The following is a 17,905-nucleotide window of genomic DNA, read 5'->3' as shown; positions in this document are numbered from 1 at the left end:
TATTACAAATTTCTCAAAAATAGGCAGAAGATTATAAAATCTAAACAAAGCAGCAGAATTGATGATGAAATGTTATTTTTGAACAAAATACTAAGCATTAAATTTCGTTTTTTGCATACATGAAACGTGTTTACCTAATCCTCATTTTACTACTGACCTCTGTGGGCTATACCCTCGCTCAAAAAGAAGAGAAGAGCAAAACAGAAAAAGTAGACCCGGATTCTTCTGGCGTAGTGGAAAGTCGACTTTTGCCCACAACTATGCCCTTGCTGCTATTTGACGATGCCTCCGAAAAGGAGAAAAAGAAAGAAAAAAAGAAAAAATCACGAAAAAACATCTGGTTTGGAGTAAAAGCACGAAAAGGTTTTATCAGAGAAAACATCAGAGGGCAGGAGATTTTTCACATCTTCAACTATACTGATGCCAGCAGGCAGCCTGACCCTTACATTCGAGATGTCTACTGGTACGACACCAAAGAGAAAAGTATCCGATCCTCCGGCTTTACTCCCGGCGCAGGCTATCTTCTACACGGACCCTATGAGCGTCAAGTCAATGAAGTAGTCGTGGAGAGCGGGATGTTCTACTACGGCACCAAGCACAGTACATGGATGCTATTTGATGCCAGAAATATCCTTCAGGACAAAAATCACTACGAAGAGGGCTGGCCAAGAGAATCCCGGATTAGCTACTACAATCAATCGTCAAAAACAGTCGAAAAGATTATCCCTATTCAATACGGGCTGGAAGAGGGCAACTTTTACCATTTCTATGAGGATAGACAGATCGCAGTCACGGGGGAATACCGATATGGTCAAAAGGTAGGCCTCTGGACGGAATATTGGGACACCAACAACACAAAAGCCGTCCGCAAAAGAGAAATTCAATACCAGGAAGAACCCTTTATGGATGAGTTTAAACCCTATATCAGAGCAGAGTGGGACGATGAGGGGAATTTGATCTATCGCAATCCCAGAGCATTAAATCAATAAAAAGCATCTTCAAAATGCCTGAAATTGATCGCCCCAGATCGATCCTTGTAAACACCCACAATATCGAACCGAATATCTTTGTGCCAATCTGACTCATGAATGTAGGCATCTGCCGCCTTTACCAAGAGTTTTTTCTTGGTGTAGTCTACAAACTCCTCAGCATATCCGAATCCTGTCCCCGAACGGTATTTTACCTCCACAAAAATCAATAAACCTCGATATTTCATAATGAGGTCAATTTCGGCATGTTTGTACCGATAGTTAGTCTCGATTAATTCGTAACCCTTTCCCTGAAGCCATTCGGCCGCCATTTCTTCGGCTTTTTTACCGGATTCATTATGTGCTGCCATCTTGGAATTATGTTTAATTTTGAAAAATCGAAGAACGAATTCAACGAATCAGGAGTTGAACTCAAATCACCTGATGAGCTGCAGATGAATGAAATTATCAATAAAAAAGTAGAATTCCGAGATTTGGGACGGATGGATTACCAAGAAGCCTGGGACTATCAGGAGAAAATTTTTGCCGAAACAGTCAATCTCAAAATCGAAAATCGAAAACGTCCAACTGAGGAACAGAGCAGTACGCCCAACTACCTCTTGTTTGTAGAACATCCCCATGTCTATACACTCGGCAAGAGTGGAAAAGAGGAGAATCTCCTTTTAGATGAAAATGGGCTGAAAAATCATCAAGCGACTTACTACAAAATCAATCGCGGGGGTGACATTACCTATCACGGTCCCGGGCAGCTGGTAGGTTACCCGATTTTGGACCTGGATAATTTCTTCACCGATATCCATAAATACCTCCGCTTACTTGAAGAATCCATCATTCTGACACTGGCTGAGTATGGTGTAGAAGCAGGGCGGATCGAGGGCCTCACCGGAGTTTGGCTGGATCACTTGGCTCAAAAAAATCCTCGAAAAATCTGCGCTATGGGAGTCAAGTCCAGTAGATGGGTCACCATGCATGGCTTTGCTTTTAACTTAAACGCTGACCTGAGCTACTTTAGCCATATCATCCCCTGTGGTATAGATGACAAAGCCGTCACTTCCTTACATCTCGAACTAGGACACCCTGTGGATGAAAGCGAAGCGAAAGCTAAATTAAAAAAGCATATCGGAGCGCTCTTTGAGATGGAATATGTAGAAACTGCTCAAACCAAGTAAAGCATGAAAAAAGACATTGATTTTTCTCCTGTTACAGGAGTCAAAATGGCAATAGCTAAAGAGATCACGGCTTCGGGAGAAGAATGGGCGGTATACATCATCAACCTCAATTTAATTGAACTGAGCACCGTGATGATCACCTCCAAAGGGTACGGAGAGATCGATGGCGAAACTCGCAAGACCTCTACACTCCGTCACATGATAGAAGAACTTGGACCCCAGTGCGTAGCTAAAGTAGAGCCCATAGACCCTGCTGTTTTTGTTTTGAATAATGAGTTCTGGGTAAGTTATTACATTATGGATCAGATTTTTGACAAAAAGTTTATCTTTACTCCTGGCAGTTTTGACCCCTCACTGCAGCGGCATATCCCAGAAATAGGACTCGAAGGGGTTTTACATAGTTAAAGAACCATGAATGATTTTTTTGAGCATTTGGGTGACATCCTTTTTTTGGATATAGAGACAGCCTCGCTGACAGCTAAGTTTGATGAGCTTGACGAGCGGCTAAGGGAAGAATGGATCAAAAAAGAACGCTTGATCAAAACAAATACAGAGGGTAAAATTGAACCTGGCTCATTATATTTTGACCGAGCTGGGATTCATGCCGAATTTGGTCAAGTCGTCTGTGTAGGAGTTGGGTATTTTCAATGGAAAAAAAAGGAGAAGAAGCTAATTTTTCGATCTAAAGTATTTTCGGATCCTGAAGAAAGGGAACTTCTTGTAGCCTTTTCTGACTTGTTAGAGAAAAAGAAGTGGGTTCTTTGCGCTCATAATGGCAAAGAATTCGATTTTCCCTACCTCTGTCGCAGAATGCTGATCCAGGGTGTTCCGCTTCCTGAACCACTACAGATGGCCGGGAAAAAACCATGGGAAATCAGACACCTGGACACCATGGAGCTCTGGAAATTTGGGGATTACAAACATTACACCCGACTAGAACTGTTAGCCTCTGTTTTTGGAATCCCCTCCTCTAAAGACGACTTAGACGGCAGTGAAGTAAATGCAACTTTTCATCTAGAAAATGACCTCGACAAAATCAAAAAGTATTGCTCCAGAGATGTAGAAGTGACCGCCAGAGTATATCTAGCTATGCACCCACAACTTGACGAAATGGAGATCGAGGTGACCCATTCCGAAGAATTAAAAAAAGAACATAAAAAATAGAGGGTACTGGAATAGAATCTTTTTACCTTAACCAAACCAATCACCCAAACTATGGGAAGAAAATCCAATCGAAAACACTCGAATACTCAAAAATCCGGAAAAAAAACCGACGCTGCTTCTTTGGCGCGTCGAATCCTTCAATTTTTAGACAATAATTACGGGCAGGAATTCAATGCCAAACAAATCATCAAGAAACTCGAAATCAGAGACGCTCTTACCAAAGGAGGAGTGGAGCCTGTTTTGCAAAAACTGGTGGATAACGGTTCGGTTTCCAAAACTCCTAGAAATTATTTTTCATCCAATCAAGAGCCTGGATTTATCACAGGCACTGTTGATAATGTTAACCCGCGCTTTGGGTATGTCATCCCTGATGATCCCAGTGTTTCCGATGGAGATATTTTGGTCAAAGAAGCCGACCTAAAGCAGGCTCTAGACGGTGATCGCGTAAGGATCATGATCTACCCGATGAAGGGAAAGACTGGAAGAGTGGAGGGGAAGGTACTTGAAATAATCGAGCGAGTACGAGATGAGTTTGTAGGTAGAGTAGAGATCTCTCCGAGATTTGCTTTTGTGGTCCCTGATTTCAAAAAAATGCACAAAGATATCTTTGTACACCGAGGGGACCTGATGAATGCTGAGCATAATGAAAAAGTCATCGTCAAACTCACTGAATGGAGAGAGGGAGATAAAAACCCAACGGGAAAAGTCATTAGAGTATTGGGTAAAGCAGGAGTCCATGAAGTAGAAATCCACTCAATTATGGCTGAATTTGGGTTGCCTTTCGAGTACCCTGAGCAACCCGATCAAGAGGCGAATGCCATACCTGAAGAAATCTCCAATAAAGAAATCCAAGCTCGCAAGGATTTTCGAGATATCACCACATTCACCATCGATCCTGCAGATGCCAAGGACTTTGATGATGCCATTTCCTACAGGAAACTAGAAAATGGCAATTTAGAAGTGGGTGTGCATATCGCTGATGTGACCCATTATGTCAAACCAAAAACAGCTCTTGAAAAAGAAGCATTCGAACGAGCGACGTCCGTCTATTTGGTAGACCGAACGATCCCTATGCTTCCGGAGCGATTGAGTAATGGACTTTGCTCCCTTCGTCCCAATGAGGACAAGTTGACCTTCGCCTGCGTTTTTGAAATCGACGATCAGGCCAAAATTCATAATCATTGGATAGGGAGAACGATCATTCATTCCGATCGAAGATTTGCCTATGAAGAGGCTCAAGAAAACATTGACAAGCAATCCGGAGACTTTTTTGAGGAGCTTACCACGCTGAACGATTTAGCAAAAAAAGTAAGGAAAAAACGCTTTGACCACGGAGCTGTTAATTTTGAGACCGTAGAAGTTAAATTTAAACTGGATGAAAAAGGAACTCCTTTAGGCCTCATGGTCAAAGAGCGGAAAGATATCCATAAAATGATTGAGGAGTTTATGCTCTTGGCTAATAAATATGTGGCCGAATTTATTTTCAAAAAGCGAAGTGGAGCAGACACTTTTGTGTATAGGACCCACGACTCTCCCGACCCCGAAAAACTCGAAACCTTCTCTAATTTTGCGAAGCGATTTGGTCATCAAGTAGAAATCGGTGAAACGAAGATTTCTGCCGGTCTCAACAAACTCATGGATGAAATCCAGGGAAAACCCGAGCAAAATGTGCTCGAGCAATTAGCCATCCGCAGTATGGCAAAGGCAAAGTACACCACCGAACCCAAGGGGCATTTTGGATTAGCTTTTGCCCATTACACACACTTTACCTCACCGATCAGAAGATATCCTGATATGATGGTGCATCGATTACTCGAGCATTATCTGGGAGGAGGGAAATCTCCCGATCCAGAATCTTGGGAGCAGAAGTGTGTTCACTCTTCTGAACGAGAAAAGCGAGCATCTGATGCTGAAAGAGCTTCTATCAAATACAAGCAGGTGGAATTCATGTCCTTGGCTGAGGATAAGGATTACGAGGGAATCGTGTCAGGAATTACCGAATGGGGTGTATTTGTCGAGATCACCGAAACCAAGTGCGAAGGGATGATCCGAGTCCAAGATATGACGGATGATTACTATGATTTTGATGAGAAAAATATGCGCTTGATCGGATCCCGATCAAAAAAAATGATCACTTTGGGTGACAAAGTGATGGTCCGGGTAGTTAATACCGATATTGACCGAAGAACAATCGATTTGGAATTTGCAAATAATGACGAAAAAAAGTCCCACTCACGAGCTTCTAAGTAACCTAGAAAACTTCCTCGCGGAAGAGAATTTTGGAGACTCCCCAAAAGAACTTTATCAACCCATCAGATACATTCTTAGCCTTGGTGGAAAGCGTATTCGCCCACTGTTGGCCTTACTTTCCTATGGGCTCTACCAAGATGACCCTGAAAAAATTCTAGGTCCGGCTGCTGCCATTGAGGTTTTTCACAACTTTACCTTGATGCATGACGACATCATGGATGAAGCCCCCTTACGTAGAGGCAAAGCCACCGTGCATGAAAAATGGAATTCGAATGTAGCCATTTTGTCAGGGGATGTTATGCTGATTAGGGCTTACGATCTATTGCTAAAATCTGATCATCAATACCTCCCTGAAGTAATTCAGCGCTTTAATAAGACCGCTGCAGAAGTCTGTGAAGGACAGCAATTAGACATGAATTTTGAAACTCGTGATGAAGTACATGAGGAAGAATACCTGTCTATGATTCGTCTTAAAACTGCTGTGCTATTAGGGCATGCATTAGAATTAGGTGCGCTTTTAGCAGGAGCTTCCAAATCAGATCTCGAAAATCTCTATGAATTCGGGGTAAATATCGGTATCGGATTTCAGCTGAAAGACGATTTACTCGATATTTTTGCCGATCAAGCAAAATTTGGCAAGCAGGTAGGTGGAGATATCATTTCCAATAAAAAAACCTTTCTGCTGATCAAAGCACTAGAAATAGCCAAGGGAGAGGATTTAAAAGAACTAATGTATTGGCTTTCGATCAAGGAGTTTGATAAAACTGAAAAGGTCGATGCGGTAAAAGCTTTGTATGAAAAACTTGGAATCCGACAACTTACAGAAGAAAAAATGGATCACTATTTCAGTAAGGGATTCGATCTGTTTGAATCCATCAATTATCAAAATCCGGTATTTCATGAGACCCTCCTTGAACTTACTCAAGGGCTCATTCATCGAGAAAAATAATCCATGACCCTATCACTTACTTTGCTCGTGATTTTACTTACAGTTATCACAAGCATGATCGGCTTCAATAATCACCGTTTTATTGAGCGGTGGATGTTTATTCCTTATAAAATCAAAAACAAAAACCAATGGGATCGCTTCTTTCTCTCGGGATTGATACACAAGGATTACATGCATTTGTTGTTCAATATGTTCACCTTTTATTTTTTTGGAGGTGTAGTTGAGCGATTTTTGGCATTTAAATACGGCCCTCTTACTGGTGGGGTAGTATTTATCCTTTTTTACCTTTTGGGAATAGTCGTGGCCGATATTCCTACCTATCTAAAGAATAAAGATAATAGCTACTATCGTGCGCTTGGGGCATCAGGCGGCACTGCAGCTACTGTTTTCTCCAGCATTATCATCATGCCCTTGGCTGATATCTGCCTTTTTGGAATTATTTGTTTGCCTGGTTTTATCTTAGGGGCGATCTTCCTGATTTACTCGTATACCAAAGGCAAAAAAGACAATGATGGAATCAATCATGACGCGCACCTTTTCGGGGCCCTTTTTGGAATTGTATTTATTTTAATCATTTCCCCTGACAGTGGCTTGTATTTTATCGATCAAATAAAAAGTTACCGCCTCTTCTAACCTCAGAACTTTATCCAATTAATTTAGTAATCTTCCTAGAAGCGTAGAAAAGACGGTGAAATTGACGATGAGTCATGCTTATTTATTCTTCTGAACCTGTCGGATATTTTTATCAGTAACTGATTTCAAAAGCTGAACCCAATTATCTCCTTTTTCTTCGGAAAACACATCCGGACCAGGAATACCCACCCTCATTCCTAAAGTGCACACCGCTGTGCTTCCATGACCTTCAGACTTAAAATAAAGATCTACAGCATTGATATCTGCTCCAAATTTGATCAATTTATCTATTGATGCTCTGATTTCTTCCTGAATGGATGGATTCAAATCCAAATTTACCGATTGGACATCGATTTTGATTCCGCGATAATTCTCAGTGTAATTCATAACTATTTATTTATTAAATTATTTGGTTTTATAGTTCTTTTTCTTTACTTTATATAGCTATAATAAGCAAATAAAAATTAACTATAACTCTAAATATTATGAAGATTTTCAATAAACAAGATTATTTAGATCATTCTAAAATCGAATCAGACCCAGTCGTTTCCATTTTTCTCCCCACTTCACGTAAAAGCACTGATGCCTACAAGGAAGATATCTTAGAGTTCAAAAACCAGATAAAAGAAATCAAAAAGGCACTTCAGAACGATTGGAATATGGAAAGCCAAAGTATTGATAAGTTTCTAATTCCTGCCGAAAACCTTATCAATGAATTTAAATTTTGGCAAAACAATTCGGATTTACTGGCAATCTATCTACATAATGGACAGGCCGACGTCGCCAAACTGCCTATTCACATTGAAAAGTCCTTCCATTTTATTGGTCAGAGAGCCATGACCTTTCCACTTATCCCTGCGATCAATGGGAACGGCCACTTTTATGTATTACTACTTAATTTGGACAAAATTCATCTCTATGAAGCCACAAGGGATGTCATCCAAGAAATAATTTTGGACCCTGAAGAAGTAGCACTCTCCTTTACCACAGAAGAAAATTTAGCCGAAAATCAAGCTCAACTCCACGGTCAAGGCGGCGTGGGAAATGCTGGAGCTATGTTTCACGGTCATGATGGAGGGTCTGACGAAGACAAAAAAGTCAAAATATTAAATTACTTCCATCGAATGTCCTCTATGTTAGAACCGAAGCTGAAGGAGAATCCACTACCTCTATTTTTAGCAGGAGTCGACTACCTCATACCTTTATATAGACAAGCTAGTAAATACGGGAATTTACAAGATGGTCATGTCAGTGGAGCATTTTCCAACAAAGATCAGCTGGACATTCATCAGAAAGCATGGAGTCTGGCGGGTGAATTTTTCAGCAAAGAGCAACAAAGGCGTACCGAAGAATTTGAAAATAAAAAAGCGACTGGACTTACCATCGAAAACGATCCTGTAGCGCTAATTAAAATGGCACTCATCGGAGGAGTAGAGACCCTTTTTGTAGATCCAAATCATGATCATATCTGGGGTAAATTTTCCGCTCAGGATTTTCAAGTAGAACTCTCCGATCAGCCTAAAAAAGGTATGCATTGCCTAATCGACTCGGCAGCCTCCAAAGTCATAGAGACAGGAGGGAAAGTCTACCTAGTCTCTCCAGAAGATCTACCAAAAAACCAATCACTAAAAGGAATTCTAAGATACCCTTTGAGCTAAAAAAAAGCCCCAAGAACAATTTGTTTTTGGGGCTTTTAGATTGCATTTATTTTTTGAGATCCAGCTTGGTTTTAAGCTCTTCAATATTGAGCAATTTGGATACTTCCTCCTGCTCCAGCTTTTTGAATTTGGCCAGCTGTACGTCGATGAGCTCAGTCAATTCAGTCCTTACACCCTCCGCCTGATCTGTAGGTTTAAAGTCTCCATTTCCTACGACAGAGTTTAGGTGCGCCAATTTATTATTGAGTCGAATCGGGAAGTTAAGCGGATCCTGACCACTTCTGTTTTTGGTCTGATAGAGTGTTTCCTCTATGGATTTCATCTCAGCCTGCACACGCTCAATAGCCTTAGTTTGCTTTCCTAAGCTATCCAGTTCTGCTCGATACTGACGAATCAACTTAATCGTTTGATGCGTCTCAGTGAGTTTACGATTGACATTCATCAGAAATTCAAATTGCTCCTCCAAGTCGGCTTGAGTCGAAGGATATCTAGGGTCAGCCAAAACCTTGAAGTCTTGAACCTGAGTCTCCCCATCAAGTGTCATCCTTACCTTGTAAGTCCCGGGTACAACCTTTGGGCCACGTAGATTAGCCGCCCACATGATTAACCCATCAAAGCCTTCAGCATCTTCTACTCTCAAGTTCCAGTTAAACTCATTGCTTCCTTCCTTCACTTTCAGCGTATCCCCATTGTATCCCGCAGTAGAGAACGTTCGGAGAATCCGATCATCATTATCCAAAAATTCAATTTTCAACTCCTCTTTCGGTTCTTCTTTCATAAAATAGTAGACCAATACACCCCCTGGACGATTTGTTCCTTGAGTTAAAGATTTCCTCCTCGTTCCGTCAATTCGATAGGAATCCTGCGGCTTGAAGAGGTGAAGTGCCTTTTGCTCGATTCCTGGTTCTGCCTGATGAAGAACAGTCAAGTCATCAATAATCCAAAATGATCGCCCCTGAGTCGCTACTATCAGGTTATTCTCCTTAATCGTTAAATCGGTGATCGGCACAATCGGCAGATTCATTTGAAGCGAATGCCAAGAAGCTCCATCATCTTTTGAGTAATACATTCCCGTCTCTGTCCCTGCATAAAGCATTCCCCGCTTTACTGGATCAGCCCTTACCACTCTAGTGAAGTGCTCCGAATCAATTCCACTAGTTATCTTGGTCCAGGTTTTACCATAATCCTTGGTCTTATAAAGATAGGGTTCGTAATTACCGCTCTTATAGCCGGTGGCAGCAAAATAAGCCTCAGCCGGATCAAATGGACTGGCCTCAATACTATTAATTTGTAACCACTCAGGCATGTCCACTGGAGTGACATTGAGCCAGTTGATTCCATTATCCACAGTCACATGGACCAAGCCATCATCCGAACCAGCCCATATCACTCCCGCTTTCATTGGTGATTCGGCAGCAGTGAAAATCGTAGCATAATATTCTACTGAGGTATTGTCTTTTGTAATCGGTCCCCCTGATGGTCCGAGTTTACTCTTGTCATTTCTAGTCAAATCTGGAGAAAAGACTTCCCAACTCTGACCTTCATTGGTTGATCTATGAAACTGATTGGAAGTCGCATAAAGCATTTTTGGATTATGCGGCGAAAAGAAAATCGGAAAATTCCACTGAAAACGGTATTTCATATCCTCTGCACCATGCCCCATTGGGTTATTAGGCCACACATTGACAGAGCGGGTAATTCCATTTCTATGATCTACACGGGTTAGGTATCCACCGTAAGATCCACCGTAGACGATATCATTATCTGTGGGGTCGGGTGCTATCCAGCCACTTTCGCCTCCAGCTGTAGGTTCCCAATCGTTCTCGCTGATTCCTCCTCTTCCGTCAGTTCGGTGGCGGATTCTCATCGTTGAATTATCCTGTTGTGCTCCGTAGATTCGATAAGGGAAAGAATTATCCGTTGTCACTCTGTAAAACTGTGCCGTAGGTTGATTCATCATGGATGACCAATTTTTCCCACCGTCTTCGGAAACCTGAGCGCCACCATCATCGGCAATAATCATTCGTTGATTATTCTGAGGATCTATCCACAAGTCATGGTGATCTCCATGGGGTGCATTAGCTCCTTTGAAAGTCTTACCCCCATCAGTAGACTTGTGATAACTCACATTGAGCACGTAGACCGTCTCCTCATCTTGAGTATCCGCATAGATTCGGGTATAGTACCAGGCACGCTGCCGAAGACTGCGGTCCTCATTGGTTTTCTCCCAGGTTTCACCGCCATCTATGGAGGTAAACACCCCGCCATTTTCATTTTCAATAATGGCATACAAACGATCTGAATTGACCGGCGAAACAGTTACACCCATGATGCCAAGAGTGCCCTCCGGGAAGCCCTTCTTCTGAGTCAGATCTTCCCAGTTAGCTCCACCGTCAGTAGATTTATACATTTTGGAACCGGGGCCACCACTTTCCAATGAATATGGGGTCCGCTTCAGCTCCCAAGTAGTCGCGTAAAGTACATCCGGATTTTTTGGATCCAAAATCAAGTCCACTGCTCCTGATTGATCATCAGCAAAAAGTACTTGTTCCCAATTTTTGCCACCATCAGTAGTCTTATAAACTCCTCTAGTTTGATCAGCCTTGAAAATATCCCCAAGAACAGCAGCGTAAACAGTATTGGGATCTTCGGGGTGGATGCGAAGACGAGATACAAACCTACTTTTATCTAAGCCAGCTCTCTCCCAAGTTTTACCTGCATCACCCGATCTCCAGATTCCATAGCCAAAGGAAACATTTCCCCTTACGGTCTTTTCCCCACCTCCAGCATAAACAACCGAGGTATCACTTTCAGAAACTGCTACTGCGCCTATAGATCCTCCAAAAAAACCGTCAGATACAGACTTCCAAGTCTGACCTGAATCTACGGTTTTCCATACACCTCCACCAGTGGATGCAAAATAATAGGAGTGATCTGATCCTGTCACTCCAGTAACTCCATCGGCTCTTCCTCCACGGAATGGCCCAACTAGTCGCCACTCCAAGGCTTTATAAACTTCAGGATCGGGTACATTTTGGGCCAGAGAAGTCTGAGGTTGCCATAAGAGGCACAGTATCAAACCCAATAAGCCTATCGTAATTTTCTTATTCATATAATTTTAATTTGGTGGTTGCTTGAAGATAAAAAATTAGCACTTGTCAAGCCATATATTACAAAAAATATGATTAGTGGTTAAATTTATTTTTTGGCCAAAAAAAAACCTCGTCCTAGAACGAGGTTTTAAATATAAATTTTAAATGTTATGCCTCAGCTGGCAAAACACTCACGTATGACTTACCGTCAAATCTCTTTTTGAAAGTCACTACTCCATCAGACAAGGCAAACAAAGTGTGATCTTTACCCACACCTACATTGTTGCCAGGATGATGCTTAGTGCCTCTTTGTCTTACAATGATATTGCCAGCGATCACTTGCTCGCCACCAAATTTTTTCACGCCCAATCTTTTGGAATGTGATTCTCTACCGTTTTTGGAGCTACCTACACCTTTTTTGTGTGCCATGGTTAAATTCGTTTATGGTTTTCTAATGAAAACTTAAAGTGAAATATTTTCGATCAATACTTTGGTAAAATCCTGTCGGTGACCGTTTTTCTTCTTGTAGCCTTTTCTTCGCTTCTTTTTGAAGACAATTACTTTGTCACCTCTTACATGATCCAGCACTTTGCCAGATACCTTTGCACCTTCTAGCACAGGTGCACCTACAGACACATTCCCATCAGCCTCGGCTAATAGTACTTGGTCAAATTCCACGGAAGCGCCAGTTTCTGCGTCAAGCTTAGGAGCATAGACAAACTGATCTTTTGTTACTTTGAACTGCTTTCCAGCGATGTTTACAATTGCGTACATGTGTTTATTTATAGATTCTTATTCAAAATCGGAGTGCAAATATAAGGAAGAGATTCAGAAGAAAAAAACAGGGCTCGAAATTTATCTATTCCATAACCATGACTTAATCAAGCTTTTAATCTTTCTAAGAATGATTTTAATTCAAATACTTCCGATCCCTTATGCTGAAACCAGTGATTTCCTTTCTAATTTAGCTTTTGGCTAAAAAAGTAAAAGCAAATTTACAGCAATTTTCTGGACATAAGGTATTCGATAAAATTCATGATTCTATCAAGCTGATTTCAGGAAATAACCTTAGGCCTTTTGCTTTTCATTACTGATTTTCAGCAGTTTATTTACTTCCTGTGAAGGTGGTTATTTTTGACTGTTGTTCAAAAAAATGGTTGAATTGTAGTAAAAAAAGATTTTTAAAATTTTCTAAAAAAAGTTTAACCTGCCTAAAACGCCTGTTTCAGCTAATTCTTTTATTTAATAAAAATAGTTTAATAAATTGAATTAAAGATACTTATGTAATTTTGAATATCATTCAAAAACTATTGATTTATTGACCTCCCACGGTTTTTTTTCTGGATTTTGGTTCACATATTTGTTCAGAGGCTGTTCTAAATAAGGCAGCCTTTTGTATCCCCAGCCAGTGCAATTGAAGATAGATGCCTGAAAACAAAACCATTAAAAAAGACAAATAATAAACCAAAGAGAACGATGCAAGAAGAACCGATTTTAGTAGAGAACAATAATCGCTTTGTTTTATTCCCAATCCAACACAATGACATCTGGCAATACTACAAAAAGGCAGAGGCGAGTTTTTGGACTGCAGAGGAGATTGACCTTGGTCAGGATATGCGCGATTGGAAAAATTTGAATGATGGGGAAAGGCATTTTATCTCCCATGTACTTGCCTTTTTTGCAGCGAGCGATGGAATCGTCAATGAAAATCTTGCCGAGCATTTTGTGTCTGAGGTACAATATACAGAAGCAAAGTTTTTCTATGGATTTCAAATTGCGATGGAAAACATCCACTCTGAAACCTATAGCCTTCTAATAGACACTTATATCAAAGACGCAGTTGAGCGAGACAAATTACTAAATGCTATCGAACACATTGACTGTGTGAAGAAAAAAGCCGATTGGGCGCTTCGTTGGATTGACAACGGCAACTTCCAAGAGCGTTTGATTGCTTTTGCAGCTGTAGAAGGGATTTTCTTCTCCGGTTCTTTCTGTTCTATTTTCTGGTTGAAGAAAAGAGGCTTGATGCCAGGCTTGACCTTCTCCAATGAGTTGATCTCTCGTGACGAAGGACTTCACTGTGATTTTGCCTGCCACCTCTACACCAAGCACGTAGTCAACCCACTTCCAAAGGAAACGGTAACTGCCATCATCAAAGATGCAGTAGAAATCGAAAAAGAATTCGTAACCGACGCTCTACCTGTAAGACTAATCGGAATGAATGCAGACTTGATGTGTCAATACATCGAGTTTGTAGCGGATCGATTGCTAGTAGAGCTTGATTGCGAAAAAGTATGGAACAGCACCAATCCTTTTGATTTCATGGACATGATTTCTCTACAGGGAAAAACCAACTTCTTCGAAAAGCGAGTAGGTGATTACCAAAAAGCAGGTGTCATGAAATCCACAGAACCAGCTACAGATTCTCAGCGCTTCTCTTTGGGAGAGGACTTTTAATAATTAATCCAAACAACCACCCTAATCCTTTAAGCTATGCTAGTAATAAAAAGAGACGGTAGACGCGAGTCCGTCAGATTTGATAAGATCACCGCTCGGATTGAGAATCTATGCTATGAACTCGATCCTAAATTCATCCAACCTATAGAGGTGGCCAAAAAAGTAATCGACGGATTGTATGATGGGGTGACCACTTCCGAATTGGATAATCTTGCTGCGGAAGTTTGTGCCTCTCTTACGGTAAAGCACCCAGATTATGCGGTTTTAGCTGCTCGCATCGCCATCTCCAATCTTCATAAAACTACTAGTCAGTCCTTTTCCAATACCATGAAAAGGCTCTACACCTATGTCAATCCGATCACAGGAGAAAATGCAGCGCTGATCGATCCTGAAGTATATGGAATCATCAAAAAGAACGCTGCCAAATTCGATGCAGCGATCGATTACAAAAGGGATTTTGGTTACGATTATTTTGGATACAAAACACTAGAGCGAAGTTACCTCATCCGCTTGGACGGTAAAGTAGTCGAGCGTCCCCAGCATATGCTGATGCGTGTCGCGGTTGGTATTCACAAGGAGGATATCGATTCGGTGATTGAAACCTACAATCTTCTCTCCGAAAAGTGGTTTACTCATGCGACTCCTACCCTATTCAATGCGGGTACTCCCAAGCCACAGCTTTCTTCCTGCTTCCTTTTGACCATGAAGGATGATAGTATTGACGGGATCTACGACACCTTGAAGCAATGCGCCAAAATCTCTCAATCCGCAGGTGGTATAGGACTTTCTATCCATCATGTCCGCGCCAAAGGTTCCTACATCAAAGGCACCAACGGTGTTTCTAATGGCATCGTCCCGATGCTAAGAAACTTTGACATGACGGCTCGCTATGTAGATCAAGGCGGAGGGAAAAGAAAAGGATCATTTGCGATCTATTTGGAGCCATGGCATGCTGACATCAAGGACTTCTTAGAGTTGAAGCGAAATCACGGGAAAGAAGAAATGCGAGCTCGCGATTTGTTCTATGCACTATGGATTCCGGATTTGTTCATGAAGCGAGTGGAGCAAAATGAAACTTGGTCCCTCTTCTGCCCTAATGAATGTCCTGGTCTATCCGATTGTCACGGAGAGGAATTTGAAAGACTGTACGAAAAATACGAGCGCGAAGGTAAAGCACGCGAGACAATCAAAGCTCAAGAGCTTTGGTTTGAGGTATTAGAATCTCAAATCGAGACTGGAACTCCTTACATGCTTTACAAGGATGCTGCCAATGGTAAATCCAATCAAAAGAACTTGGGAACGATCAAGTCTTCCAACCTCTGCACTGAAATCATTGAGTATACTGCTCCTGATGAAGTAGCGGTTTGTAATCTAGCTTCCTTGGCCTTACCCAAGTTCATCACAAGCGGACCTGACGGTAAGTTATTCTTTGACCATCAGAAGCTTTATGAAATCACCAAGGTCGCTACTAAAAACCTGAACAAAGTCATAGATGTTAACTACTATCCGGTAGAAGAAGCAAGAAGATCCAATTTCCGCCACCGTCCAATCGGACTAGGAATACAGGGCTTGGCAGATGCCTTTATCTTGCTTCGTATGCCATTTGACTCTCCTGAAGCTAAAGGACTGAACGAGGATATCTTTGAAACCATCTACTACGCAGCTATGGAAACCTCCATGGAATTGGCGAAAGTAGAAGGCACCTACGAGACCTACGAAGGCTCGCCTGCATCCAAAGGTGAGTTCCAGTTTGACATGTGGGGAGTGACTCCAAAGTCCGGAAGATGGAACTGGTCAGAATTAAAAGATAAAGTAAAAAAGCATGGCTTAAGAAACTCTCTACTAGTCGCTCCAATGCCGACTGCGTCGACTTCGCAAATCCTTGGAAACAACGAGTGCTTTGAGCCTTACACCTCCAATATTTACACGAGAAGAACACTTTCAGGAGAATTCATCGTAGTCAACAAGCATTTGATGCGTGATTTGATCAAGCTGGGATTGTGGAATGATACCATGAGAAACCGTTTGATTTCTACCAACGGATCTGTACAAAATATCCCTGGAATCCCTCAAAACATCAAAGACCTTTATAAAACGGTGTGGGAGATATCCCAAAAAATCATCATCGATATGGCTGCCGATCGTGGAGCTTACATCTGTCAATCCCAGAGTATGAATGTCTTCTTGCAGGATCCAAACTTCGGTAAGTTGACTTCCATGCACTTCTACGCCTGGAAGAAAGGCTTGAAAACCGGTATGTATTACCTCAGATCTCAAGCTGCTGCTGCTGCGATCAAGTTTACCTTGGACAAGACAGGATTTGAACCACAGGATGAAAAAGCAAAAGCGGAAGAAGCTGCTGCAAAGTCTACAAAGCAAGAGGCCGTGCAATGTTCTCTGGATAATCCGGATGACTGCGAAATGTGCGGAAGTTAAATTTTAGAGTTCGTCAATTGGAAAAAGCATCTGGGTATCTCAGATGCTTTTTTAAGAAAATAATTGCCTAAGAAATTGAGTTAGTAATTAATAAAACCGCAAACTAAATAGAATGATTTTCATGATGACCCTTAAAAAGTAATTAGTAATAATTTACATCGAAAACCTTAAGGAAAAGGAAAAGGCCCTGGACTTACCTTAAGGCAAATGCAGGACCCTTTCTAAAATTTTGAAAATGAAAGAAGAATTCTTCTACACCATTTTCCAAGTAGGACTAAGCAAAGCTTTAGATATCTTATTAGAGTATTTAAAGCAGTGGAATGAGAGATTTACTCCAAGGAAATTCCAATTTGCTTAAATTCTGAAAGTTTTCAGAAATCCTCAAGGCTACTAGAGCCAATTTAAGTTGAGATAAGTTTTCTAGTAACTTTCCTCTTTGGTACGACTCTGTTTTTGACGAAACAGAGTCGTTTACATTTAACATTTAAATATAATAATATAACCTAATTATTTACGTTCTCTGACAAAAATTATACTTTTTTCTTCAATACGGTCTAAAAACCACTGGAATAATAGTTTTAACTATTTCGAAATCAGACCCTTAAATTTAAATAGTTAAAACCCACTTATTAGATTTACAACATTTAAATCAAAATACCATGATCCTGTCATTAATAAATTTCAATCTTAAAAAATTACATCCAGAAACTAGAGCCCAATTCGGCATCATGACTCCCCAACATATGGTGGAGCATCTCACCATTACAGTGAAGCTCTCAAGTGGCAGAATAAAGCTTCCCGAATTTGAACCGAATGAGAAGCAGCTCATGCAAAAGCAAGCCCTAATTTACTCAGAAATGGAATTTCCAAAAGGTATTTTGGCCCCCAATTCCAAAGGAGAATTATCGGATTTGAGGTTTCCTGATTTGGATACAGCCAAGGAAAAACTGATTCAAAGTATTCAAGAATATGAAGAGGTTTTTAAGAACAATCCCGATTTCAAATCCATTCATCCCCGATTTGGGTTTTTGACTCATGAGGAATGGGAAAAATTTCATCACAAGCACTTTACCCATCATTTTGGGCAGTTTGGGATTGCATAAAAAAA

The 17,905-nt window shown here is 41.1% G+C and carries 16 protein-coding genes; 11 read left to right on the top strand and 5 right to left on the bottom strand.

Going from position 1 to position 17,905, the window contains the following annotated elements:
* The first annotated feature begins 119 nt into the window (after positions 1-119).
* Complete coding sequence (locus BLQ57_RS01740) at positions 120-989, top strand: toxin-antitoxin system YwqK family antitoxin (protein WP_087937750.1); 870 nt, start codon at positions 120-122, stop codon at positions 987-989.
* Here the strand turns inward: BLQ57_RS01740 and BLQ57_RS01735 are convergent.
* On the bottom strand, positions 983-1,339 hold the full coding sequence (locus tag BLQ57_RS01735) for a YraN family protein (RefSeq protein ID WP_087937749.1): 357 nt from the start codon (positions 1,337-1,339) through the stop codon (positions 983-985). The two genes, BLQ57_RS01740 and BLQ57_RS01735, sit on opposite strands and share 7 nt — an antisense overlap.
* 84 nt (positions 1,340-1,423) lie before the next feature.
* Between BLQ57_RS01735 and lipB the strand changes: the two genes are divergently transcribed.
* The 6 genes from lipB to BLQ57_RS01705 are packed head-to-tail and all read left to right on the top strand — an operon-like array spanning position 1,424 to position 7,154.
* On the top strand, positions 1,424-2,158 hold the full coding sequence (lipB, locus tag BLQ57_RS01730; protein ID WP_087937834.1) for a lipoyl(octanoyl) transferase LipB: 735 nt from the start codon (positions 1,424-1,426) through the stop codon (positions 2,156-2,158).
* A 3-nt stretch (positions 2,159-2,161) separates the two neighbouring features.
* Positions 2,162-2,563 (top strand): hypothetical protein, encoded by a 402-nt coding sequence (locus tag BLQ57_RS01725; protein WP_087937748.1) that lies wholly within the window; start codon positions 2,162-2,164, stop codon positions 2,561-2,563.
* 6 nt (positions 2,564-2,569) lie between these two features.
* Positions 2,570-3,322: a 3'-5' exonuclease gene (locus BLQ57_RS01720; RefSeq protein WP_087937747.1), complete on the top strand. Its 753-nt coding sequence runs from the start codon at positions 2,570-2,572 to the stop codon at positions 3,320-3,322.
* A gap of 51 nt (positions 3,323-3,373) precedes the next feature.
* The gene (rnr, locus tag BLQ57_RS01715; protein WP_087937746.1) at positions 3,374-5,572 is read left to right on the top strand and encodes a ribonuclease R; all 2,199 of its coding nucleotides are present in this window, start codon (positions 3,374-3,376) and stop codon (positions 5,570-5,572) included.
* Complete coding sequence (locus tag BLQ57_RS01710; protein ID WP_087937745.1) at positions 5,535-6,521, top strand: polyprenyl synthetase family protein; 987 nt, start codon at positions 5,535-5,537, stop codon at positions 6,519-6,521. Before rnr ends, BLQ57_RS01710 begins: the two co-directional genes overlap by 38 nt.
* 3 nt (positions 6,522-6,524) lie before the next feature.
* Positions 6,525-7,154 carry a rhomboid family intramembrane serine protease gene (locus BLQ57_RS01705; protein ID WP_087937744.1) on the top strand — a complete coding sequence of 210 codons (630 nt, stop codon included), beginning with the start codon at positions 6,525-6,527 and terminating at the stop codon, positions 7,152-7,154.
* A 78-nt stretch (positions 7,155-7,232) separates the two neighbouring features.
* Here the strand turns inward: BLQ57_RS01705 and BLQ57_RS01700 are convergent, their stop codons facing one another.
* Positions 7,233-7,541 (bottom strand): HPF/RaiA family ribosome-associated protein, encoded by a 309-nt coding sequence (locus BLQ57_RS01700; protein WP_087937743.1) that lies wholly within the window; start codon positions 7,539-7,541, stop codon positions 7,233-7,235.
* Between the two features lie 98 nt (positions 7,542-7,639).
* On the opposite strand from BLQ57_RS01700, the gene BLQ57_RS01695 reads away from it, so the two are divergent.
* A complete protein-coding gene (locus tag BLQ57_RS01695; protein WP_087937742.1) occupies positions 7,640-8,812 on the top strand; it encodes a baeRF7 domain-containing protein in 1,173 nt (390 codons plus the stop codon).
* Between the two features lie 46 nt (positions 8,813-8,858).
* Here BLQ57_RS01695 and BLQ57_RS01690 read toward each other — a convergent pair whose 3' ends face one another.
* The 3 genes from BLQ57_RS01690 to rplU all read right to left on the bottom strand — a co-directional run bounded on the left by BLQ57_RS01690 (position 8,859) and on the right by rplU (position 12,678).
* A complete protein-coding gene (locus BLQ57_RS01690; RefSeq protein ID WP_087937741.1) occupies positions 8,859-11,924 on the bottom strand; it encodes a WD40/YVTN/BNR-like repeat-containing protein in 3,066 nt (1,021 codons plus the stop codon).
* A gap of 148 nt (positions 11,925-12,072) precedes the next feature.
* Positions 12,073-12,333 (bottom strand): 50S ribosomal protein L27, encoded by a 261-nt coding sequence (rpmA, locus tag BLQ57_RS01685; RefSeq protein WP_087937740.1) that lies wholly within the window; start codon positions 12,331-12,333, stop codon positions 12,073-12,075.
* Between the two features lie 33 nt (positions 12,334-12,366).
* Positions 12,367-12,678: a 50S ribosomal protein L21 gene (gene rplU, locus BLQ57_RS01680; protein WP_087937739.1), complete on the bottom strand. Its 312-nt coding sequence runs from the start codon at positions 12,676-12,678 to the stop codon at positions 12,367-12,369.
* 702 nt (positions 12,679-13,380) lie between these two features.
* On the opposite strand from rplU, the gene BLQ57_RS01670 reads away from it, so the two are divergent.
* The 3 genes from BLQ57_RS01670 (at position 13,381) to BLQ57_RS01660 (ending at position 17,900) form a co-directional block, all read left to right on the top strand.
* Positions 13,381-14,361: a ribonucleoside-diphosphate reductase small subunit gene (locus BLQ57_RS01670; protein ID WP_087937737.1), complete on the top strand. Its 981-nt coding sequence runs from the start codon at positions 13,381-13,383 to the stop codon at positions 14,359-14,361.
* 36 nt (positions 14,362-14,397) lie between these two features.
* Positions 14,398-16,797, top strand: a complete 2,400-nt coding sequence (locus BLQ57_RS01665; RefSeq protein ID WP_087937736.1) for a ribonucleoside-diphosphate reductase subunit alpha — start codon at positions 14,398-14,400, stop codon at positions 16,795-16,797.
* 659 nt (positions 16,798-17,456) lie between these two features.
* On the top strand, positions 17,457-17,900 hold the full coding sequence (locus tag BLQ57_RS01660; RefSeq protein ID WP_087937735.1) for a hypothetical protein: 444 nt from the start codon (positions 17,457-17,459) through the stop codon (positions 17,898-17,900).
* Positions 17,901-17,905: the final 5 nt, after the last annotated feature.

This window comes from Algoriphagus faecimaris (assembly GCF_900101705.1).
GTDB lineage: Bacteria > Bacteroidota > Bacteroidia > Cytophagales > Cyclobacteriaceae > Algoriphagus > Algoriphagus faecimaris.
Note: the sequence above shows the minus strand (reverse complement) of the source record. Positions and strands in the feature narration are given on the sequence as shown.